Source organism: Legionella sp. W10-070 (genome assembly GCF_900640175.1).
Lineage (GTDB): Bacteria > Pseudomonadota > Gammaproteobacteria > Legionellales > Legionellaceae > Tatlockia.
Genome location: NZ_CAAAJC010000011.1, coordinates 1 through 21,772 on the forward strand (window position 1 = coordinate 1; position 21,772 = coordinate 21,772).

Here is a 21,772-nt window from a genome sequence, read left to right on the forward strand (position 1 = left end):
GGTCACAGTCAGTGCTGATAATGCGTCTTCCACAGATATCAATGTTCTGGTATTAGGATACGGCTGTATCTATCAGGGTGGGTTTTTGTTTTCTGTCGATGATGCTACTCCCAATACCGGAAGTATCGGTGGGAAAGTGGCGGCATTGAGTGACCAGTCAACAGGAGTCAGATGGGGCCCAAATGTACTGGTAGACGGCATCAGCGAGACCTCCATCCCCGGCCCAGGCTCCTGCGATGGCAGGAACAATGGAGAGTGTAACACGGCTCGCATCATTGCCGCGGGCTTAACCCCACCCGTTGCCGCCCAACTCTGTGAAGATTTATCTGACGGTGGCTTTACTGACTGGTTCATGCCGGCGATTTGCGAGTTGGGACGATTTGTAGGTTCAGGTTATGATGCTGGCTGTGGTGCTACCAACCCCAACTTATATGTAACGTTGCATACGAATAATTTGGGCGGATTTGCCGGTGTCAACTACTGGAGTTCTACCGAGTCTTCCGGCAATCCTACGAACAACGCCTGGATCCAGAATTTCGGCAATGGCTTCCAGGACGGCGTTAATAAGTTCAACCTTCTTCGGGCTAGGTGTGTCCGGGCTTTTACCCCTTAACCTCTTAACCCCTTTTCTTTTGAGGCAGCGAAGCTGCCTCATGTTACAATGGATTGCTTAATTCTTTAAAAATAGAGTATCATTCGTCTTTTGCTTTAAATAGAACTAAATTAGTACTATATTTAGATGGTAAATAAGACTTATTTGGTACTAGATTATTTGATGTGGGGGTGTTATGCTGCGCATCAGCAAACTGGCTGATTATGGAACAATTGTAATGGTGTACCTTGCCAAACATTCGCAGGCGCTTTGCAATGCCCGGGATATTGCAGGACATACCCACCTTACTGTCCCCACAGTCAGCAAGATCTTAAAACGTTTAACTGTAGCCGGGTTGTTAACCTCCGTAAGAGGCGTAACAGGCGGTTATCGTTTGCAGCGGCCTGCCGCTGAGATTTCAGTTGCTCAAATTATTTATGCACTGGAAGAACAGCGCGGGTTAACAGAATGTAGTTTACAGCCCAATGAATGCTCTTTGCAGGGTGTTTGCCATGTGCAGGGCAATTGGCGTTTAATAAGCCAGGCCATAGAGACTGCTCTGGATAGCGTAAGTTTAGAGCTACTGGCTAAACCATCACTTCAGGCAGTGGATATCGATCGAATCAGGCAGTTGGCAAGTGGAGTTCGTCATGGCTAAAAGCAATGAACAAATTAATTCCCTCCTTGAAAGGGAATATCAACATGGTTTTGTTACTGATATTGAGGTAGAAACCTTTGAGCCCGGTCTTAACGAAGAAACTATCAGGCGTTTGTCTGCTGTGAAAGGCGAGCCTGAGTTTTTACTGGAATGGCGCTTAAAGGCGTTTGAATATTGGCAAACGATGGCTCACCCTGAATGGGCCAGCGTACATTATCCGCCTGTTGATTACCAGGCTATCTCTTATTATTCCGCACCTAAAAGTAAAAAAGACGCACCCCAAAGTCTTGATGAAGTCGATCCTGAACTATTAAGGACTTATGAAAAGCTGGGAATCCCTTTAAGAGAGCAGGAAATGCTTGCCGGTGTTGCTGTGGATGCGGTTTTTGACAGCGTTTCAGTTGCCACTACCTTTAAAGCCAAATTAGCGGAAGTTGGCGTTATTTTTTGTCCATTTTCCGAGGCGGTGCATCAATACCCTGAACTATTGCGCCAATACCTGGGTTCAGTAGTACCCTATCGGGATAATTTTTATGCTGCATTGAATTCCGCTGTATTTAGTGATGGCTCCTTTGTTTATATCCCCAAAGGTGTGCGCTGTCCGATGGAACTATCCACTTATTTCCGTATTAATGCGGCATCAACAGGACAGTTTGAGCGAACGTTGATTATTGCCGATGCGGATAGTTATGTCTCTTATCTGGAGGGTTGTACGGCTCCCATGCGTGATGAGAACCAGCTTCATGCAGCAGTTGTCGAACTGGTTGCTTTGGATGGAGCTCAAATTAAATACTCGACAGTACAAAATTGGTATCCAGGCGATAAGGAAGGGAAGGGCGGTATTTACAACTTTGTCACCAAGCGCGGGGCATGCCGGGGCAAACGTTCAAAAATTTCCTGGACTCAGATTGAAACAGGTTCAGCGATAACCTGGAAATACCCCAGTGTTATTTTGCAGGGTGATGACTCAGTGGGTGAATTTTATTCTGTAGCGCTGACTAACAATTACCAGCAGGCGGATACGGGAACCAAAATGATCCATTTGGGGAAAAATACCCGCTCTACCATTATTTCCAAGGGAATCAGTGCGGGTCGCGCCCATAATGCTTATCGCGGATTAGTGCGTATTGCACCTACCGCAACCAACGCACGTAACTACACCCAGTGCGACTCGATGTTAATGGGGGATGAGTGTTCAGCCCATACCTTTCCCTATATCGAAGTTAAAAACCCAACGGCACAGGTAGAGCATGAGGCGACTACCTCAAAAATTAGCGAAGAGCAGTTATTTTATTGTCAGCAGCGTGGTATAGAGACAGAGGATGCGGTGTCTATGATCGTCAATGGCTTTTGTAAACAGGTGCTAAAGGAATTGCCTATGGAGTTTGCGGTAGAAGCCACTAAGTTATTAGGTATTAGTTTGGAAGGGGCAGTCGGTTAATATGTTAACAATCAACGAATTAAATGTAGCAATTAAAGCACAACCTATTTTGAAAGGTATCAACCTGCAGGTAAAACCTGGGGAAGTACATGCTATCATGGGGCCCAATGGTTCTGGTAAGAGCACTTTGTCAAAAGTATTGGCAGGCCATCCGGCCTACGAGGTAACCAGTGGCTCTATCGATTATCTGGACCAGGATTTATTGCCATTAGCCCCTGAGGAACGCGCTCAAGAAGGAATTTTTATGTCCTTTCAATATCCGGTAGAAATCCCGGGTGTGACTAATATTAATTTCCTGAAGGCATCGGTTAATGCGGTGCGCAAGGGGCAAGATAAAAAGACATTGGACGCCATTGAATTTTTAAGTTTCATCCGTGAGAAATGCCAGTTATTGGATATGGATGAAAGCTTTTTATACCGCAGCATTAATGAAGGGTTCTCTGGCGGTGAAAAAAAACGGAATGAAATTTTACAAATGTTGGCACTTGAGCCAAGGCTTGCCATCCTGGATGAGACTGATTCAGGGTTGGATATTGATGCCTTGCGTATTATTTCTCAAGGCGTCAATGCAATGCGTTCTCCTGAGCGCGCCATTATTCTGGTTACCCACTATCAACGGCTTTTAGATTACATCGAGCCTGATTTTATTCATGTTTTAGCCGGCGGCCGTATTATTAAATCAGGAGACAAGTCACTGGCTCTTAAGCTGGAAGAAAAAGGTTACAGTTGGCTTGAGGAGATGGAGCAGGCATGAGCGAGCTTCTTAGTTTTTACCAAAAGCAAGCCCGGCAGCGATTGTCGGATATTCCCTGGGTCGCTGAAATACAGCAAAAGGGCTTGCATGAGCTAACTTGCTACGGTTTTCCAAACCGTCATGATGAAGACTGGAAATATACTTCAGTTGATACATTATTGAAACAACCATTCGAGCCAGCGGATGGCCAAAAGAATAAAACAGCGGTTAATTCTGACATACCGGTAAGTCGACAAATTCTTATTCAAAATGGCGAGGTTTCAGGGGCGGACACGCTTGCCAGAGAGTTGCCTGCAGGCGTTATTATCCAGCCTTTATTTGATGCATTAAAACAACATGAAATAAAAATAAGACCTTATCTTGATAAATTGTTGAAGCATGAGCATGGTTTTCATGCATTGAATACAGCGCTTTTACATACCGGGGTATTAATCTATATTCCGGCGGGTGTTTCGATTGCAGAACCTGTTGTCCTTTCCCATTGGCAGGATAAGGAGCAAGCAGTTCATAGCCGTCACTTAATCATTGCTGAGGCAGGAAGTCAGGCGACAATTATTGAAGACTACCGAGGTGCAGAAGAGTGTCATTATTTCACCAATACCGTTACAGAGGTATTTGCAGCAGCCAATGCACAAATTACCCATTATAAAATTCAGCGTGAGGGAAAAGCGGCCTATCATATCGGCCAGATTTCTGTGAAGCAGGCAAAAGCGAGCCAGTTTAACAGTCACTCCCTCAGTCTGGGAGGCAGGCTGGTACGTAGTGATATTAGTTTATCCTTGGAAGAAGAAGCTGCTCAATGTCTTATGAATGGTATTTATGCGCCTGGAGAAGGGCAGCATATCGATCATCATACGACAGTACATCATTTAGTTCCTGATTGCCAAAGCGCTCAAGATTACAAGGGCATTTTAACAGGGCGTTCGCGGGCAGTATTCAATGGCAAAGTGATAGTCGCCAGGAATGCCCAACATACGCAAGCGAAACAACAAAACAAGAATTTGCTGCTATCAGCCCTGGCTGAGGTTGATACCAAACCCCAATTGGAAATTTTTGCCGATGATGTGATTTGTAGTCATGGGGCGACTGTAGGGCAATTGGATGAAGAAGCCTTGTTTTATTTAGCCACACGTGGAATTGACAGGCAGGAGGCGCGCAGCTATTTACTCCATGCTTTTGCAGCCGATAATTTACGTCTTGTTCCTCATCCTACACTTGCTGACTGGATGGGAACATTATTAAGTCAGCAGTTAGGGTGACAGATATGAGTACGGCAACGGCTTTGATTGAATCACTGGATCTGGAAGCGATTCGTCATGATTTTCCAGTGCTTGGACAAAAAGTTAATGATTATCCATTGACCTATTTAGACAATGCAGCGACGACGCAAAAACCAAAATCAGTGATTGAGGCAATAACTCATTATTATGAGCATGATAATGCCAATGTTCATCGCGGGGTCCATGCCATCAGTGTGCGGGCAACCCAACAGTTTGAAGCCGTCCGCAATAAGGTTCAACGGTTCATTAATGCTAAATCTACGAGAGAATGCATCTTTGTACGCGGCACAACCGAAGGGATTAATCTGGTAGCCCAGAGTTTTGTTGCTCCAAGGATACGGCCGGGTGAAGAAATTTTAATTACCCATATGGAACATCATGCCAATATTGTCCCCTGGCAAATGGTTTGTAAGAAAACGGGTGCCCATCTTAAAGTTGCACCAATTTCAGTAGATGGCGAAGTATTGCTGGAAGAATTTAAAAATAGCTTAAACGAAAATACCAAGTTTGTTGCCATCAACTATGTTTCCAATGCATTGGGCACGATTAACCCGGTTAAAAAAATGATTGAGATGGCGCATGCGCATGGCGCATTGGTGTTGCTGGATGGTGCCCAGTCTACGGCTCATCTGCCTGTTGATGTTCAAGATCTGGGTTGTGATTTTTACGCGTTTTCCAGCCATAAAATGTATGGGCCAACCGGTATTGGCGTGCTATGGGGGAGAGAGAAATTACTGGATGATATGGTTCCTTATCAGGGTGGTGGTGAGATGATTAATTATGTCACTTTGGAAGCCACTGAGTATGCTTCCCTTCCCTATAAGTTTGAGGCCGGCACTCCCAATATTGCCGGTGTCATCGGCCTGGGAGCTGCTATTGATTATTTGTGGTCTTTGGATATGGACGCAATAGCGGCTTATGAGGCTCATTTGTTAGATTATGCTACGCTTGCTGTGCAATCGGTGAAAGGTTTTAATATTGTCGGAACTGCCAGGCAGAAAGTGCCTATCATTTCTTTTGTGCATGGTAAAATTCATGCGCATGATATTGGTACTATTTTGGATAGTGCCGGGATAGCTATTCGTAGTGGCCATCATTGTGCGATGCCGTTAATGGATTTTTTTGGCGTGGCGGCAACCAGCCGTATTTCCTTATCATTCTATAATACTAAAGAAGAAATCGATCGCTGTATTCAGGCGCTTCATAAAGTTAAAGAGGTATTTGCATGATGGAATTGCGAGAGCTTTATCAGGAAATCATTATCGACCATAACCGTAATCCGCGAAACCACCATGTTATGGAAGACGCTACTACAAAAGCGAAAGGATTTAATCCTTTATGTGGTGATAAACTGACCGTTTATTTAAAGCTTGAAGGTGAAAGGCTCAGTGATATCAGCTTTGTGGGTTGTGGCTGTGCCATTTCCCAAGCTTCAGCCTCATTAATGACTGAAGCGCTGCAATATAAAACAACGGATGAGGCGCACCAATTATTCAAACGTTTTCATGCCATGCTGACCAGTGAAGAAGAAGGGCCTGTTTCCCTGGATAAGCTTGCTGTACTTGCTGGTGTGAAAGCTTATCCAGCACGGGTTAAATGCGCCACCTTGGCTTGGCATACCCTGGAGGCTGCACTTAAAAACTCAGTGGAAATGATAAGCACGGAGTAATTATGTTTGGGTTAAAAAAGAAGCAGGATAATGAGGCATTAAAGGAAAAAATCGTTGCAGGACTAAGAACGGTTTTTGACCCGGAGATACCTGTTAATATTTACGATTTGGGATTAATTTACGACATTGCTATTAATGAGGAACAACACGTTCATCTGCAAATGACGTTGACCACGCCGGGCTGTCCTGTAGCACAAACGTTTCCCGGCACGGTTGAACAAGCGGTCAATCAGGTTGAAGGGGTTAGCGATTGCACCGTTGAACTTGTCTGGGATCCGCCCTGGACCCAGGAACGGATGACTGAGGCTGCACGGCTTGAGTTGGGAATCTTTTATTAGGTAGCGATAAGTGCCCAGAACCTAGTGCTCGGTGAATAATAACCTTCATAGTAAGCTCTCCATGAATGAATTAAATTGGCAACCTTCAGCTTCGTTAGAAACCTTGCGTCAACGTGCCCGCGTTATTGCCCAGATTCGGCAATTTTTTAATCAACGCAATTACCTGGAAGTTGAAACGCCACTTATGGCCCGTTTTGGTACTACTGATGTCTATCTTGCCAATATCAAGGCAATTTTCCGCGATGAAACTTACTACTTACAAACCTCACCTGAGTACCATATGAAGCGTCTGCTTGCTGCAGGCAGCGGTCCGATATTTCAGTTAGCCCGTGTTTTTCGTGATGATGAGTTAGGCAGATGGCATAATCCTGAATTTACAATGCTTGAATGGTATCAGGTAGGTATTGACCATCATCAACTGATGGATGAAGTGGATGCTTTGCTGCAGCAGGTTTTAGAATGTCAGCCAATGATGAGAAAAACCTATCAACAAGTCTTTGTTGAAATCTGCAATGTTGATCCTTTCTCCCCTACAGTAGAGGAGTTACAAAACATCCTCAAGCACTATCAACTGGATAACGTTCTTCCCGCTGACGAACAGGATATTGATCAATATTTGTTTTTGCTTATGAGCCATATTGTGGAACCTGCACTTGCTGAAGAAGCAGTCCCGGTAGCAGTATATAATTTTCCTCCTTCACAGGCTGCCCTGGCAAGAATTAATCAGGGCGTTGCAGAGCGCTTTGAAATTTATTTTAAAGGTATTGAGCTTGCTAATGGTTTTCATGAGTTAACTGATGCAGGTGCTCAAGCAGCACGTTTTCAGCAGGATTTAGCTATTCGCCAGCAAAAGGGATTGAGCCTGCCGATTGCGGATGAATACCTGCTGCAGGCATTGGAATCCGGATTACCGGCCTGTAGTGGTATTGCTTTAGGGATTGAACGGCTTTTAGCGTTGGCATTAAAACAGTTATCAATAGCAAAGACCTTGGCGTTTGACTTTAGCAGAGCCTGAGGTGTTATAAAATGGCTTCGCAAAAATACATCAAACTGATTAATTTTTATATTAATTTAATGTTGACTTAATTTTCCCTGGTTAAAATGCTTCAGGGAAATTAATTAATCACAGGAATTCATATGAAATTTGCCGATTTTGAAGATCGATATAATGAGTTTTGGAATGATCAGGTGGTTCCAGCTTATAAAGGAATCAAGGCGCATTTAAATCATAAAAATCATCTTCGTTTTCACGTCCCTGATCAGGGTGTCCTTAGGAAATTAATCGACAAATACTATAACGGAGTCATATCAATTATTAGCAATATTAGTCGTCAAATGGACAACTATTATGATCAGGAAGAGGCTCGGTGTTATCTGAAAAAAACGAGAGAAGCAGTGTTTCTTGATCTTGATGAATTTATACCCAAGTTACCCTCAGAGCTTCAGGCCTATGCAACCAATCTAAAAAAGAGTATAGATCAGAAAAAACCTTTATTGGCAATGGCGAATTCCCCTGATTCCATTGATAGTGAAAGACCTGAAAAATTTTCTTCTGATACAGGATTTGAAATGGAGGAGATGATGGAATTTAACTCCAGAGCAGATTATGAAGTCGAATGGCCTTTATTTTCTGATTTTAATATATCATCATCCCCCACCAGAAATAATCATGAGGAGCTGACAGAGACTGATCTGGATAATATTCAAAGTGGATGTGTCTATTCTCCGCACAGTTTTTAACCCTGCTTCCTGCTTGAATACTCAGTGGTTGGATAAATTAGTAGCCTGGGTTCAGGGCTAAAGGACCGTAACCCAGGATTTCAGATAGATGGATGTACTTTGCTTTGGCCCTGTATCCAGGCTTAGATAAATTCTTTCTTTAATGCTGCATTAAGTTGCGGGTAGCGGAATTGGTATCCTGCTTCAGGCAATCGTTTCGGTATGACTCGTTGGCCCTCCAGGAGCAAATATTCGCCCATTTCACCAAACAGCATGCGGATGATAAAGGCTGGTGTCTTTAATAATAAAGGCCGATGCATCGCTGTTGCCAGAGTACGTGCAAATTCGGCCTGGGTTACAGGGTTAGGTGCTGTGAGGTTAAAGGCGCCGGTTAGCTCTGGATGATCAAGCAAAAATCGTATCGCCCCGATAACATCTTCAATATGAACCCAGGAAATCATTTGCTTGCCATCACCAATGACACTGCCAAGTCCGAGATTAAAAGCAGGGGTTAGTTTTTTTAACATACCCTGGCCTTTTTTCAAGACAACGCCAAAACGGGTGATAGTCACGCTCAATCCCTGTTCCACGGCGGGTTGCAATGCCTGTTGCCATTGGATGCCAATTTCACTAAGGAAATCATGAGGGTGGTCAAAGTCAATAGGGCTGTCTTCATCCCAGGTGCTTGGGTCTTCTTTTTCTTGTATCCCGTAGATGCCTACAGCATTTGCGCTATAAAAATGAGGCTTTGCATCTTGGGCAAGAGCCCAGTTTACCAGATTGGCTGTTGTCTTTACGCGAGAATCCACGATTAATTTTTTTACCTGCTCATTCCAGCGGGAGGCGGCAATGTTGCGCCCGCAGAGATTGAAAACTGCATCATAGGACTTGGCGTCTAAACGCGGTAATTCTTCCCAGCTGCTGCTCCTGACTTTCTCTGTGAACTGGTGTTGAAGCTTTTCTTTAGAACGGCCTAATACCGTAATTTCATGCTCAGGAAGTAGCGATTTAACCAGTTCGTTACCTATAAACCCTGAGGCACCTGCAATTAATAATTTCATGACCATCCCTATTCATATTTGTAATTCTGAATATTATTCCTCTTGGGCATGAATAGCAAAGCGGCGGCATAAATTTTGATGGTCGCATTGGCGACAAATGGTCAGGTTTCCTGGTTGCGGTGGACAGTACCCTTGAGTAAATTCATTCGCTAATTCATTTAATAAGGAACGCCAGTTTTCACGGCAAACTGACCAGTTTTGATCTTTTTTTAATGCACTGATTCCTGCAATGGAGGTTTTTTCTTCGCTTAAACCTTTACAGGCAAATTGACCGGCTTTTAACTGGGCAAATAACAGGGTGTTGATGGTTTCATCCAGAAGTGCATACAATAATAATTGCGGTTCTTTGGGGCGCTCCTCATTCCAGGGAGTGCTTTGTGGTATGCTGCTTTTGTAATCAATGACCCACATTTGTCCCTGCTCGACTTTGTCCATTCTATCCACGCGAACATGAAATTCTATTCCCGAGAGTTGGACGGTGAAATCTTGTTCCAGTGCTATCACTTCAAAGGGTGTGCGTTGGCGTTCCCAATCAAGGCAGGCATGCACTAACCGCTTTAGACGCTCTATTTCCACTTCCTGGATGAGGGTGGAGAACGAAAATTTCCGCTGGTTAACAATGGGCTCCAGGGATTTTTTAATAGCGGATTCGATATGATTATCCAATTGTTGGCTATTCAATGATAAAAGATGTTGCTGGCTTTTTAGGAAACCCCATAATAATTCCATCACTTTATGAATCAGTTGCCCACGATCCTTGGCATTTGGCCCCATAGTGATATCTGAAGTGGCTTTGGCATGTAAACGATGAGCTGAAAAAGCGCGAAAGGGGCATTTAGCCTGGTTTGCCAGAATACTGGTTCCTCCAGTAATTTTTTCATTGTCACTCATTGGTAATAGATAGTCTTCCAATAAAGGTTCCAGTTTGGGCTTTTCGCTGCTTGCAGGAAGTTGCTGACTGGGGAGCTCAGCTAAGTTGGTAACGAAAGGGCTGGGCATGTTCGGTTTGTCACCACTGAATTGAGGATAACTTAGTACACAATGCCGGCTGGAATTGAAAAAACGGTTAACCGATTTCTCGGCTAGCTCAAGCTCTCTGGCATTAGATGTATAGGGCATGGACTGCTCTTGTTGTAATGAAAGAGGGATAAAGGCAGAGGGCCTTATGCTTCCTGGTAAGCATTGGTCAGTTAAGCCCATAATCCATAAGCTTTCAAAAGTGCAGCCGGATGCTTCAAGCAGCCCTAAAATCTGAATGGGGGCTGGAAATTTTTCAGGCTGAAAAATAGCGGATTCTGCTAATTCTCTAAGGGCAGCAATGGCCTCTTTTTTGTTCATGGAAGGGGTTATCAGGGCTAGTTGTTTGAGCTCATCAAACAACAGTAAAAAGCGTTGGTAGCATTGATAGGTGGAGGAGTTAAGCGGGTATTCACCCGGAAACCCTAAGACCTTTAAACGAGCGGTAAATTCTCTAATCCAGGTTTGTACACTGGCTTGTTGCGGGTAGCTGGTTATTTTTTTTAATAAAGTAGCAAGTTTGGGAGTTTTAACTTCCAGTTCTTCAATGAAAGTGGAGTACTCAAAGCGAAGTTCCTGAAGAAGGGTACTGTCTTCCATGTACTGGGCTCTGGCAAGCATTTCAGTTTGCGAATGACCAAGATAAGGAGAGTGAAGTAAAAGGCGAGCCTGGTGCGCGGAGAGTGTTTCATCGTCAAAATCAAGCCAGTTTAATGCATGAGCCACCAGGGGAAAATCTGCTAAAGGCTTACCAAGGGATATATTGAATTCCTCAGGTAAAAAATGTTGCTGCAATCGACGCGTTAGAGCCGCGGATTTGGTTTCTAACTCAGGAACAATGACACCGATTGAAGTCTCATTTTTTGCCAAACACTCTTTTAGCCAAAAAATGAGTTGCTCATACTCGTTTTCTTCATCCTCTGCTTTATATTGACACAGGCTGGCTGTTTGTTTAGCCAGATCGTAATGCCTGATGATACACCCTTGAGAATTTAAATATTGCTGTAATTTTTTCTGTTGGGGTGTGTAATCATCAAAGCATGCCCAAATAAAAGTTCCAGTCAGTGAGGTAGTTTGAGCGCATAAATAAGGAACTAATTGAGCGTCGGTGATGGCTTCCAATTGAACCAGCTGTTGTTGTAATTGCAAAGCCCACTGTTGAAATTGACGGGTTTGAGAGGTATAGGAAAAAGAAGGGTGATTCAGGTCAAGTAGCCATAAATTGCATCGTGTCCAAGCCTCATCAACGGCATTTAACAGGCCAGTATTAATGCTCATCTTTCCAGTTAGAATCTGGCGCCATAAATAACGCAACTGTTGGGGGGTCAGAACAAGCGGGTGCGATTTCTCTGGATGTTGAAAACAAAATTTTTTAAAAGAGTCGATCAGGAAGGCAGTATAGGGAAGACAAATTGGTTTTTCCTTGACTTTTGCAGAGGCTGCCTTAAAAAAATCACGCAATAGTTCCTGACTGAGACGATTATTGGGAGTAATGACTGTCGCGCCTTCGTGCATTAACGTCAGAAGTTCTTTTTTATCAGTTATCATAAGACCATTAAATTAAGAGGTTTTAACGATTGCCATAAGTCCTGGCCAGAATTTTTTATTAAAATAAATGGCCACTAAACCGGTTAATGGTAAAAGCCACAGACCGATAGTCAAAAAGAGCGAGGCTAAAATAACGCCGTAAAATATTAAATAGTCTTGCCAATGTTGGAATCGGCTGAAAAGCGAAGGGTCTGTGAAGTAATAATGGATATATATAATTAAACTTAGGAGAATCAGTGCAAGGCAGGCAATCAAAATACCTAAAAAAAACGGCCATAGCCAACCATTTTTTTTAGCTAGCATTTTACCAAACAGGCCGCCTGCCAAAGCACCAATAGCCAATGTAGCCAATAATGACGGGAAAAGAGGGATAAGGGCACTGTCTCTTAAGGATAACAAAGTATATTTTGTAAATAACAGGAACAATAATGAAAAGGCAGCAAAAAAAATGGCACCAGCAAATCTGGGGCTTACAGCAGAGGGTTCTTGGGTTTTTGAGTTCATGGTTCTGCCATTAATGACTAATATAGATCATGCTATGTTTAACCGGTTTTCGATTTTTTACAAGGATTTTCCTCAGGGCAAGCGCGTTTGCGATTAAAAATAGTAACAATAAGGTGCACCGATGTAGTATAATATTCTCGTATAAATCTGAGTTTATTTGTAGTGTATGTCCTTTAAGGTAGATGAACGAATCCAGTCAACAAGCTTTGAATTGGTTGATTGGCCGCTCTCACGTGTTTTCTTGAAGGATGAATCACGTTTTCCATGGTTCATCCTGATTCCAAGAGTTGAGAATATTGATGAAATTCATCAGCTTGGTGAAAATAGTAGCCATCAACTTATTCAGGAAATTTCCAGAATATCAGAGTACATAAAAGCATCGTTTAATCCTTTTAAAATCAATGTGGCTGCTTTGGGAAATATAGTGCAGCAGTTGCATATTCATGTGGTTGGTCGCTATAAGAGCGACCCATTCTGGCCCCACAGCATATGGCAGCCTTCTTATGAAGCAAAGCCCTATGATAAGATTGAACTTGCGGAGGTAAAAGTTCTCTTAAAGGCGTTATTTTAAAGAAATCGTCGATTTAACATTATTAAGCTGATATCAGTAAAGTGCTGTGACAATAGGTGCAGTCCAGCCCAATTTTGGGATTTGTTGTTCGACTGCTTCGCCGCCAGCGTCTGGCACACGATCGTTGAGTTTTTATTTTTTCAGGAAGCATTTAAATGAATGATGAAAAAAAAATTGTAAATCAATATGAATATCCCGGATTTATGGCTTCGGCACTGGCCATACATGGTTCTGTGACACCAAAAGTCCTGAAACAGGTGCTCTTTGCCGTGCTGTACGGCGCTCTTATCTCCGTTATTAGCCTATATATACCGGCCTTAACTATTCCAATCAGCCCATTTGAGTATGCCGGTTTGCTAATGGGTTTAATTTTGGTCTTTCGCATTAACGCAGGATACGACCGCTGGTGGGAGGCTCGGAAATTATGGGGCTCAGTTGTGAATACCAGCAGAAACCTGGCCATCATTGTTACCAACTACATCCCCTCTAAACGAGAAAAATCTATTGAACAATTGATTCAATATATTGCGGCTATGCCTTATCTGATGAAAAATAATTTGCGGTTAAACACCTCTGTTGATGAAGTAGAGCATCTGCTGGATAAGTCAACTATCGCAGCTTTAAAGAATATAGAACATAAACCTAACTATATTTCATCACGCATGGCCGCTTGTTTTGCCAAACTTTTAGCTGAAAACAACATCAATCAATTTTCTTATTTAAAGGCAGAGGAATGTCGCCAGATAATTATTGATTGTCAGGGAGCGCTGGAGCGTATTTTAAAAACGCCGATGCCTTTTGTCATGGCCATCAAATCAAGGCGTTTTATTCTTTTGTTTCTTATTATCTTACCCATTGCATTGGTTAATTATTCAGTTTACATCAGTCCGATGGTTACAGGGTTAGTGGCTTACGGATTACTCTCACTGGATCAAATTGGCGTAGAGCTGCAAAACCCTTTTTGCCAGACAAAGCTCAGCCATTTACCTCTTGGAGAAATATGTAAAACCATTGAAAAAAACGTCACTGAAATTTATCAAAAAGCACCTCCTCTGTCCGGGATACAAGATCCCCATGTAGACATCGCCTCAAAAGTGGTTACCGAAGAGGGTATTCGGTTTATCAGCAATGATGTTGCCCAGCAGGGAGGGGAGTTAACATGAGTATGCTCAAAAACCCTGATGGAATAAGAACATCGTATCCTCAATCTTGACGAGACACTAGTCTGGATGTTTCTTTTGATACTGCCATCAGATGTATCTAATTATCAAATTTTAAATCAATATATATTTTGTAATACCCATTTTGTGCCGATCTCAATAACATAGAGATAGCATGGACATTGTGCATAAACTGCGGAAGGTGAGTGATTTCTTTACCAAAAACCAGGTGTGTTACCGGGGACACTTACAATAATTTATTAATATAAATTATTGTAATCTATTGATTTTTAATATTTTTATGGTTTAATTGCTCGCTGTTTTCAGAAGGTAGCGAATCATGAAGAAAAATACACATACAGTCGATTTTACCAATTTGGAGGATGCTAGTGTTGAGGATTTTAAATTTTTACTCCCTAAGATGCAGGAATATACCGGCAATGTAGCTGACAATATTTTGTATCTCCTTGAAAAGCAGAAAGACATCGTAGACGGTTTCCCGGTTAATTTATATGAGCATTCTTTGCAAACAGCAACACGCGCATACCTGGACGGAGCAGAGGATGAGATGGTTGTGGTTGCTTTATTACATGATGCGACGATGGAAATTTCCCATGTAAATAACCATGCAGAAGTAGCTGCGGCATTGCTGAAACCGTATATTTCAGAAAAAAATTACTGGATATTAAAGCATCATAGCATATTTCAATCTTATTATTTTTTTGAAAAAATTGGACTGGACAAAAATGGAAGGGAGCAGTTTAAAAATCATTCCCTGTACAACGAAGTCGTTGACTTCTGTGAAAGGTGGGATAATCCTTCTTTTGATCCTGACTATAATTCCAAGCCTATCTCATTCTTTAAACCTATCGTAAGAAAAATCTTATCAAACAAAGATTAGAAAAATTAAAACCCACTTATCGATTGATATTCTTACTAAGTAATAACCCTTATTCTTAAGAGGTACCCACATGATGAGTGATAAACAATTATCACTGACACCAACTGAGTTGGTGCTGCAAAATTACCGGGATGATATTTTTGGATTCCATGGCCATATGTCCTATGATTATGAGTTTTTTCCCTCCCAACCTTTGCCCCAGCATTTACCTTCTCCCTGGGACTCCTGGGAAAACGCTATAACTAAAATACCTCATTGGTATCGCTCCGGTACAGTCTGTCAAAATTTAGCTGCCTTACCTGTCTTGCCAGCCGATAACCTGCAAGATGAATACTTAACAAGAGCAAATATTATTTTGGGTTCATTCGCATTAGGTTTTAAATTTTGCTGGGAGCAAATGAATGAATCAAATCAACAGCGCAATCAACAGATCAAGGCACAGATTGAACAGGGCAATAATATTTTAGCGCCTATTGAGGATTCTGTAGTAAAGCCTTGGAGAAAAATTTGGCAAAAAATGGGACGGCACCGATCCTGTGTTGAAAGTGATATGTTTGTTTCAAATTTTGTCTATAAAGGCGAGCAAACGTATAGGCCTGAACTTATTAATAGCAAGAATACCCACTTGTTAATCCCATTTTTTTTAACTCGCACAGAGCATCGCTTCTGGTTTTCTGTAATTGAGTTATGTGCTCGTTTTCCAGGTATCTCTGCAACAGTCAATCTGCAACAAGCGATGCAATTACAAAAACACTCAGAGGTAGAACAGATTTTAAACAACCTCGCAGAACTATGGTTTTCAATAGTAGAAGAGATATTAACAACAGCCGATATTGGCGTTAGTGCAATTGATTGGGGAAACACGACAGCACGCTGGACTGCAGCCCTTTTTCCTGGCGAAGAAGGATTTTCAGGCATGTTTTCGCCAGCTTGGCATATTATGGATCAACTGGTGTCTCGCAGAGACTATGACTCTTATTTAGGTAAAATAATGCAGAAAACCCGGCTCATGCTGCCTAAAGGTTGGCAAGAGTACATTGATGCGGTAGGACAGTCTAACTTGCAAACATACATTGATAAATATAGCAGTCAACATTCTGGTTTAAAAACCGCCTATAATTTGCTTTTGGAAAGTTATCAATACTTTTTTCGTTCTCATCGACGTAAAGTTTTTGCTTTTGAATACCAGTCTATGCTTAGCGGACGGTCAGAAACCAATGGTGGAATAAAAGCGGATAGTGAGGAGCCAGGATGGGATCTGGTTAATCTACATCTTAAAGACAGTGCGCGGGAAAGACCTGCTAAACTGGCTGCCCACAATAAAACATACTCTCACAGCTGGATAAATCCATATCTTGTAAAACTCGATATGAGTAAAACGGGCTGGCATGCAGGTGACAGGGTTGACCTGGAACTACGTCAACATGATGGAGAAACCAAATCAATTGTTGCCAATGTTTGTGTCAATGCGTCTTCTGACGAATATTTATTACTTTGGTCTGATCAATTTGAGAATATTGAGACAATTTTAAAAATTTCAAAAATCTCGGGGGAGTTTATTCGGCAACCTACCAAGCCAGAGCCTGTTTTTATTATTGCTGATATGTCCTGTGCCGGAATGGCAATGGATTGTTGCCTTCAGCAGCATGCATTAAATGCCAAGGTGATAATCGAATCAAACAGTGAAGTAGAGGAATACCTTGCACCTCTGAATGTTGAAACTACTAACCTTACCTTTGTTAATGATATCGAAGCGTATATCGCTCAAGCCACATATGAAATAAAAACCAGACTGGACAGTCAGTCTCATTTTTATTTTTTCGGGGCAGTAAATTTTATACGTCGAGCTAATACTGCTTTTCGTGTCTGTATTAAACAGATTACATCCTGTGTAAATGAGACTTATCGGCAACTCAGAGAAGAAAAAAGGTTACATCTGGCAGCTATATATCAGCCAATGGTGCCAACCGGGGAGAATAGTTTGCTTCATGCCTGGGATGTTGCTGAATCGACAGACCCAAACCACTGCATGAGAGTGATTTTGCATAATCAAGTACTGAATATCACAGAATTTTTACCTATCCATATTGGCGGAGAAAACATACTTGAAATGATGGCGGGTACCGATATTACAAGGGAGTTTGAAATTGCTCATACCAATGGGGTTAAAGTATTGGGAATACCCAATGTTTTTGTCGAAGGAAAATATGTATTACCTAAAAAGGATCTTGAGCCGTTAACAAAATACATTTTTCAATTGGTCAGATATGTTAATGCATTTGTAGTCACCCAAAATGATGTTTGGAACAACCATGCAGAGGATACCTATATACTCGGCAATACTTTGCTACATTCATTACGCCAGTTGCCAGAAGAGAATATTTGGGGAAGTGTATTCAGCAATTATATGAAATTCAATAAGGAATATACGGCAGATATTGCTGAATACTGTAATAACAAACACCAAGCTGCAATTTCAATAGTCGAAGAATATATGAATGGAAAAAGTGATGAAAGTGGTAAATTACTTTTGACTAAAGTGAGAAAAAATTATGAGGACTTTGGCCGATATTGGATTAAATTACTATGTTATATTCTCAAGAAGCTAACTGATAATAATAATTCTTTTGAATTACTTGATGCAGAAGAAAATGTACCGCATGAGTTTTTATGGATTGCTAAAATCACTATTGGCACATGTTCAAAAAACCAATGCAACTAGGTGCTAACAATTGGAACCAGTTTCCCGCGCATTAGGCGCGGAATCTACTCTCATATTTTGTTAATAGGATGGCATTTTAGGTGTCAACTATCCCTTAGATATTAATTTGAATTTTGCAGGTGCTCATGAGTAATTATCCTATTCTAATTGTTGGAGCTGGCCCGACTGGATTAACGCTCGCAAACCAACTTAGCCGATACAATATTCCTTATCGTATTATTGATAAAAACGAAACCGTCTCCCCTTTATCGCGGGCTCTGGTCATTCATGCGCGAACCCTTGAAGTCCTGTCTGATATTGGTCTCATAGAACAATTTTTAGAATCAGGTAATAAAATTAGAGGAGTAAAATTTTATTTTAACAAAAAACAAACGGTATATTTAAATTATCAATTAGCAGAAAGTATTTATAATTTTGCACTGGCCATCCCGCAAGCAACCACAGAAATGCTTTTGGAAAATTTTTTGCTAAATAAATACGGCGTTACCGTAGAAAGAAGCTCTGAATTAGTTGATGTGTCTCAAGAGGAAGATGCAGCAAAAGCGGTTATTAAAACTTCAGATGGCCAATTTATTGAAGAAAAATTTTCTTACATTGCAGGATGTGATGGGGCGCATAGTATTGTTCGCAAAAAGGCAAATATAAGCTTTTTGGGAGAGGCCTATAAAGGCTCATGGATGCTCCTGGACTGTGAAATAGATTCTTTCAATAAAGAAGATATTATCAATATATTTGCTACCAGATATGGAAGTTTTGCTATTGCTCCAATTGGTAAGAAAATATTCCGTATTGCTGCCACAAGGCGAATTGCTGGAACAAATCCTGATGAGGATCCAACGTTAGCTGAGTTTCAAATGCTTGTTGACAGTTGCTTGCCAGAAAAAGTAAAACTGGGTGAGCCCAAATGGATTACCAAATATAACCTGCATCATAGAATAGTTAATACCTTCCAAAACGGTCGCATGCTTGTTGCAGGGGACGCTGCCCATATACACAGCCCTGTTGGTGCTCAAGGGATGAATACGGGTATCCAGGATGCCTATAATCTGGGATGGAAGTTAGCCCTGATGCAATGTGTCGAGAATTCAAATGATATCCTGAACAGTTATAATGCCGAGCGGAATCTGGTTGCAAAAAAAGTTGTCAAAGATACGCATAAAAATACTAAAATTATGGCTTTAAGCAATCCTCTGCTGATTAAGTCACGCAATTATATGATGCAAAAACTAATGTCATTTGGTTTCGTTCAGAGAAATTTTATCAATAACATGGCTGAAATTAATATTCGCTATGAGCAGTCTGATATAATCAGAGAAGACTGGCAAGATTCCCCCTGCCATAAATTGAAACGTTCGATTGCAGTTGGTAAACGAAACCCAAACATTAAATTGAGCTCCTGGGATAAACAGGAGACAGGTGGAATGGACACACTTTCTCGATTAAAACACTTGCTGCTGTTTATTGTTAATGATTGTGAAAAGAATTTTATACGACAACAGCATGAAGTCCTGAAGCCACTGTTGAAGGAGTATCAATTTTTTCTCGAGCCACACTATATTTTCACAGATACCTCTTTTCAAGGTGAATGGGATGGGGTTAAATGCTGGCTCGCGGAAAAAAAATCCATTAAAATCTACGGGGTAAATAAGGCTGCTTTTTATTTGATACGGCCTGATGGATATATTGCTTACCGTAACCAGCCTGTTTCAGTCGAAAAATTGAAACGCTATTTAAGCATATTTAAGCCGAAACAATTATTGTAATCACTGTTATGTCAGACTCTGTGAAAATATTGCTTCACCGAGTCTGGGCTTTTAAACAGGATTTTTTATCTATTTCTTATAAGGGTTAACTTTCTATGGTTTTAGACAACGAACAACAGAAACTTTGGGAGCTTCTGGTCGTTAAGGATGCTGAAGCATTTGCTGCATGTAACTGGTCGGGAATTGAAGATGAATTTATTTCTGAGAGTTTCATAGGTATATATGCCAACAACTCATTTTCTCCTGGTGATTGGGATTATGCATACCCAACACTTGATGCTTACAAAATAAAATGGTTGAAACAAGCAAACTTGTTGGGTGAAAATGATTATAAAATTCCCCTTGAAGAAGCATTGCAACAAATAATCACCCTGAAAAAAATAAGCATTAAAGAGAATCGGGCTTGTGTGTGGAAGCAATTTGACGGCTTCCTGGAAACGATGACTGGTGAAAAAATATTTTTGCAGTGGCAAACCATTTATTTTTGCACTAAAAAAGAAAGCGATTGGAAAATATCTGGCTTTATAGGTCATCTTCCGCTGGAAGGTTAAATTTTATAAATTGATGTCCAGATATGATTTAAGAAGACGTTATGTTTGGACATAAATAGTTTAGTTATTTTTTTACTGAAATGAGGTTATAAATAAATGCAACAATCAACTCCAGGCCAAATAGGTTTTTTCAAGTCTGAAGATATAAAATCATCCAAGATTATTGCAGTCGATGGTGATAAAGATGCGGGAAAAACTGCTCTTATCATGCGTTACGCACAGGATCTATTTACCGATCACAAAGTTGACTTACCTCTACCTACTATAGAGAAAACTATAGAGGAAGATGGTAGAGCTATAAATTTAAAGATAATTGATACTAATTCTGGCAGTCGCTTTGCTGTAGAAAATCAAAGGATACCAAGGTGCAACGCTATTATTTTAGCGTTTGATTTGACAAATAAAGAAGATTTTGAAAATTTGCCACAGTGGTTAAAGGAAAAAAGACGTTATTACGGGGAGCGTGTTGAAATTATTCTTGCTGGTACAAAAATGGATGGGAAGATGGCAGTAAGTGAGGAAGAAGTAGCAACATTTGCTAAAGACAATGGCTTGACCTATGTTCTCACCAGTGCAAAAAATAATCAAAACATCAATCAGTTATTTACCGGCATTATCGAAACATTAACCAAGCCATCAAATGCCCAGGTTACCCCTATCATATTGCCAAAGGAAGAAGAGGGATGCAGGTGTAATGTAATGTAATGCTCCAAATAGGCCCGCTGGCCGGCGCAAGGAAGTTTAGAATTGAGGTGAACTGGCTTCAATACCCTCAGCTTCCTGTTGGCTAGCGCAGCAATTGTATGAAAATAGACATGCAGAAGAAGCATAAACTTGGCGTTGTTAAATAATGCCAATGAGACAATTCTCAGTATTTAGTAAAGCATGTCATGATGATTTATTATCCTGCCTTGGGACTCTTCTTCGTCGCTGGTATTTTGAGTGCAGAATGTCATAAACTAAATGACCTCGTAAATACATGGCCGCAAATCCCGCTGCAATCGCGAGCCATAAGCCTGCCAGGATAAAGCTGTAAGGCAGAATAAACAAATATAGCAATAGCATTTGAGGAAAGGTAGCTCCTTCAAATGCAGCGGTATATCGACCCTGGATTAGCAGCAGGAAACCCAAATCATAAAATGGCAACGCGGCAACCACCATTAAGAAACCCCATAAAAACGCTTTCCTGCGATAAGGCTTGGAGCTATGGATAATAAGTTTGCCAAAGAGTGCTCCAAAACAGGCGGCGATAACTACGCCGAGCAAGATGGCTTTAAACAAGGGTAAAAGCTGTTCCATGCCCATTAGATAGAGAAACAAATCAATTAAACAGGTCGCTATAATTGCCAGTAGTGCGAAATAAATTGCTGCGAGAAGCCGGGGGTTAGAAATAGTGAGTGCCTGGTCCTCTCGGTTCATGATACAACTCCTGCAATACACTTAACCGGTTCTAGTTTAATTTTAGTCTATAAATGGAGCTTTTATCATGTTTGCCATTAAGGGTTCTTGGCACTTCAAAAGCT

21 protein-coding genes are annotated in these 21,772 nt (G+C 41.4%); 17 read left to right on the plus strand and 4 right to left on the minus strand.

The window, feature by feature from the left end:
* The 10 genes from E1O65_RS06180 to E1O65_RS06225 form a co-directional block, all read left to right on the plus strand.
* The coding region (locus tag E1O65_RS06180; RefSeq protein WP_133132727.1) for a DUF1566 domain-containing protein at positions 1-613 on the plus strand (613 nt) is incomplete at its 5' end.
* Positions 614-788: 175 nt separating this feature from the next.
* Positions 789-1,250 (plus strand): SUF system Fe-S cluster assembly regulator, encoded by a 462-nt coding sequence (locus E1O65_RS06185; protein ID WP_133132728.1) that lies wholly within the window; start codon positions 789-791, stop codon positions 1,248-1,250.
* The gene (gene sufB / locus E1O65_RS06190; protein WP_133132729.1) at positions 1,243-2,691 is read left to right on the plus strand and encodes a Fe-S cluster assembly protein SufB; all 1,449 of its coding nucleotides are present in this window, start codon (positions 1,243-1,245) and stop codon (positions 2,689-2,691) included. Before E1O65_RS06185 ends, sufB begins: the two co-directional genes overlap by 8 nt.
* Before the next feature lies 1 nt (position 2,692).
* Complete coding sequence (gene sufC, locus E1O65_RS06195) at positions 2,693-3,445, plus strand: Fe-S cluster assembly ATPase SufC (RefSeq protein ID WP_133132730.1); 753 nt, start codon at positions 2,693-2,695, stop codon at positions 3,443-3,445.
* Complete coding sequence (gene sufD, locus E1O65_RS06200; RefSeq protein ID WP_133132731.1) at positions 3,442-4,704, plus strand: Fe-S cluster assembly protein SufD; 1,263 nt, start codon at positions 3,442-3,444, stop codon at positions 4,702-4,704. The genes sufC and sufD overlap by 4 nt, the downstream gene beginning before the upstream one ends.
* Before the next feature lie 5 nt (positions 4,705-4,709).
* Positions 4,710-5,954 carry a cysteine desulfurase gene (locus E1O65_RS06205; protein WP_133132732.1) on the plus strand — a complete coding sequence of 415 codons (1,245 nt, stop codon included), beginning with the start codon at positions 4,710-4,712 and terminating at the stop codon, positions 5,952-5,954.
* Positions 5,951-6,394, plus strand: a complete 444-nt coding sequence (sufU, locus tag E1O65_RS06210) for a Fe-S cluster assembly sulfur transfer protein SufU (protein WP_133132733.1) — start codon at positions 5,951-5,953, stop codon at positions 6,392-6,394. The genes E1O65_RS06205 and sufU overlap by 4 nt, the downstream gene beginning before the upstream one ends.
* Positions 6,395-6,396: 2 nt before the next feature.
* Complete coding sequence (locus E1O65_RS06215; protein WP_133132734.1) at positions 6,397-6,732, plus strand: SUF system Fe-S cluster assembly protein; 336 nt, start codon at positions 6,397-6,399, stop codon at positions 6,730-6,732.
* 61 nt (positions 6,733-6,793) lie between these two features.
* Positions 6,794-7,747 (plus strand): elongation factor P--(R)-beta-lysine ligase, encoded by a 954-nt coding sequence (gene epmA, locus E1O65_RS06220; RefSeq protein WP_133132735.1) that lies wholly within the window; start codon positions 6,794-6,796, stop codon positions 7,745-7,747.
* A gap of 122 nt (positions 7,748-7,869) precedes the next feature.
* Positions 7,870-8,472, plus strand: coding sequence for a hypothetical protein (locus E1O65_RS06225; RefSeq protein ID WP_133132736.1), 603 nt, complete (start codon positions 7,870-7,872; stop codon positions 8,470-8,472).
* Positions 8,473-8,594: 122 nt separating this feature from the next.
* Here E1O65_RS06225 and E1O65_RS06230 read toward each other — a convergent pair whose 3' ends face one another.
* The 3 genes from E1O65_RS06230 to E1O65_RS06240 are packed head-to-tail and all read right to left on the minus strand — an operon-like array spanning position 8,595 to position 12,581.
* Entirely contained in the window at positions 8,595-9,512 is a 918-nt protein-coding gene (locus E1O65_RS06230; RefSeq protein ID WP_133132737.1) for a TIGR01777 family oxidoreductase, read from the minus strand.
* 33 nt (positions 9,513-9,545) lie between these two features.
* Positions 9,546-12,077: a PD-(D/E)XK nuclease family protein gene (locus E1O65_RS06235; RefSeq protein WP_133132738.1), complete on the minus strand. Its 2,532-nt coding sequence runs from the start codon at positions 12,075-12,077 to the stop codon at positions 9,546-9,548.
* 12 nt (positions 12,078-12,089) lie between these two features.
* Positions 12,090-12,581 carry a hypothetical protein gene (locus tag E1O65_RS06240; protein WP_133132739.1) on the minus strand — a complete coding sequence of 164 codons (492 nt, stop codon included), beginning with the start codon at positions 12,579-12,581 and terminating at the stop codon, positions 12,090-12,092.
* A gap of 166 nt (positions 12,582-12,747) precedes the next feature.
* On the opposite strand from E1O65_RS06240, the gene E1O65_RS06245 reads away from it, so the two are divergent.
* The 7 genes from E1O65_RS06245 (at position 12,748) to E1O65_RS06275 (ending at position 20,954) form a co-directional block, all read left to right on the plus strand.
* Positions 12,748-13,152 (plus strand): HIT domain-containing protein, encoded by a 405-nt coding sequence (locus E1O65_RS06245; RefSeq protein WP_133132740.1) that lies wholly within the window; start codon positions 12,748-12,750, stop codon positions 13,150-13,152.
* 155 nt (positions 13,153-13,307) lie between these two features.
* Positions 13,308-14,315, plus strand: coding sequence for a bestrophin family ion channel (locus E1O65_RS06250; protein WP_133132741.1), 1,008 nt, complete (start codon positions 13,308-13,310; stop codon positions 14,313-14,315).
* Between the two features lie 337 nt (positions 14,316-14,652).
* On the plus strand, positions 14,653-15,213 hold the full coding sequence (locus tag E1O65_RS06255; RefSeq protein WP_133132742.1) for a phosphohydrolase: 561 nt from the start codon (positions 14,653-14,655) through the stop codon (positions 15,211-15,213).
* Between the two features lie 70 nt (positions 15,214-15,283).
* Positions 15,284-17,935, plus strand: a complete 2,652-nt coding sequence (locus tag E1O65_RS06260) for a cytochrome b5 domain-containing protein (RefSeq protein ID WP_133132743.1) — start codon at positions 15,284-15,286, stop codon at positions 17,933-17,935.
* A gap of 125 nt (positions 17,936-18,060) precedes the next feature.
* Positions 18,061-19,698, plus strand: coding sequence for an FAD-dependent monooxygenase (locus tag E1O65_RS06265; RefSeq protein WP_133132744.1), 1,638 nt, complete (start codon positions 18,061-18,063; stop codon positions 19,696-19,698).
* A 95-nt stretch (positions 19,699-19,793) separates the two neighbouring features.
* Positions 19,794-20,249 carry a hypothetical protein gene (locus E1O65_RS06270; protein WP_133132745.1) on the plus strand — a complete coding sequence of 152 codons (456 nt, stop codon included), beginning with the start codon at positions 19,794-19,796 and terminating at the stop codon, positions 20,247-20,249.
* Positions 20,250-20,345: 96 nt separating this feature from the next.
* Complete coding sequence (locus E1O65_RS06275) at positions 20,346-20,954, plus strand: Rab family GTPase (RefSeq protein WP_133132746.1); 609 nt, start codon at positions 20,346-20,348, stop codon at positions 20,952-20,954.
* Between the two features lie 183 nt (positions 20,955-21,137).
* Here E1O65_RS06275 and E1O65_RS06280 read toward each other — a convergent pair whose 3' ends face one another.
* Positions 21,138-21,668 carry a hypothetical protein gene (locus tag E1O65_RS06280; protein ID WP_133132747.1) on the minus strand — a complete coding sequence of 177 codons (531 nt, stop codon included), beginning with the start codon at positions 21,666-21,668 and terminating at the stop codon, positions 21,138-21,140.
* Between the last annotated feature and the right edge of the window lie 104 nt (positions 21,669-21,772).

Bases quoted from the DNA above. Each gene is read 5' to 3' on its own strand.
- E1O65_RS06235 (WP_133132738.1), bottom strand. From the start codon at position 12,077: ATGATAACTGATAAAAAAGAACTTCTGACGTTAATGCACGAAGGCGCG.
- sufC (WP_133132730.1), top strand. From the start codon at position 2,693: ATGTTAACAATCAACGAATTAAATGTAGCAATTAAAGCACAACCTATT.
- E1O65_RS06230 (WP_133132737.1), bottom strand. From the start codon at position 9,512: ATGAAATTATTAATTGCAGGTGCCTCAGGGTTTATAGGTAACGAACTG.
- E1O65_RS06265 (WP_133132744.1), top strand. From the start codon at position 18,061: ATGAGTAATTATCCTATTCTAATTGTTGGAGCTGGCCCGACTGGATTA.
- E1O65_RS06280 (WP_133132747.1), bottom strand. From the start codon at position 21,668: ATGAACCGAGAGGACCAGGCACTCACTATTTCTAACCCCCGGCTTCTC.
- E1O65_RS06245 (WP_133132740.1), top strand. From the start codon at position 12,748: ATGTCCTTTAAGGTAGATGAACGAATCCAGTCAACAAGCTTTGAATTG.
- E1O65_RS06250 (WP_133132741.1), top strand. From the start codon at position 13,308: ATGAATGATGAAAAAAAAATTGTAAATCAATATGAATATCCCGGATTT.
- epmA (WP_133132735.1), top strand. From the start codon at position 6,794: ATGAATGAATTAAATTGGCAACCTTCAGCTTCGTTAGAAACCTTGCGT.
- E1O65_RS06260 (WP_133132743.1), top strand. From the start codon at position 15,284: ATGATGAGTGATAAACAATTATCACTGACACCAACTGAGTTGGTGCTG.
- sufU (WP_133132733.1), top strand. From the start codon at position 5,951: ATGATGGAATTGCGAGAGCTTTATCAGGAAATCATTATCGACCATAAC.
- E1O65_RS06225 (WP_133132736.1), top strand. From the start codon at position 7,870: ATGAAATTTGCCGATTTTGAAGATCGATATAATGAGTTTTGGAATGAT.
- E1O65_RS06185 (WP_133132728.1), top strand. From the start codon at position 789: ATGCTGCGCATCAGCAAACTGGCTGATTATGGAACAATTGTAATGGTG.
- E1O65_RS06240 (WP_133132739.1), bottom strand. From the start codon at position 12,581: ATGAACTCAAAAACCCAAGAACCCTCTGCTGTAAGCCCCAGATTTGCT.
- sufD (WP_133132731.1), top strand. From the start codon at position 3,442: ATGAGCGAGCTTCTTAGTTTTTACCAAAAGCAAGCCCGGCAGCGATTG.
- E1O65_RS06270 (WP_133132745.1), top strand. From the start codon at position 19,794: ATGGTTTTAGACAACGAACAACAGAAACTTTGGGAGCTTCTGGTCGTT.
- sufB (WP_133132729.1), top strand. From the start codon at position 1,243: ATGGCTAAAAGCAATGAACAAATTAATTCCCTCCTTGAAAGGGAATAT.
- E1O65_RS06255 (WP_133132742.1), top strand. From the start codon at position 14,653: ATGAAGAAAAATACACATACAGTCGATTTTACCAATTTGGAGGATGCT.
- E1O65_RS06215 (WP_133132734.1), top strand. From the start codon at position 6,397: ATGTTTGGGTTAAAAAAGAAGCAGGATAATGAGGCATTAAAGGAAAAA.
- E1O65_RS06205 (WP_133132732.1), top strand. From the start codon at position 4,710: ATGAGTACGGCAACGGCTTTGATTGAATCACTGGATCTGGAAGCGATT.
- E1O65_RS06275 (WP_133132746.1), top strand. From the start codon at position 20,346: ATGCAACAATCAACTCCAGGCCAAATAGGTTTTTTCAAGTCTGAAGAT.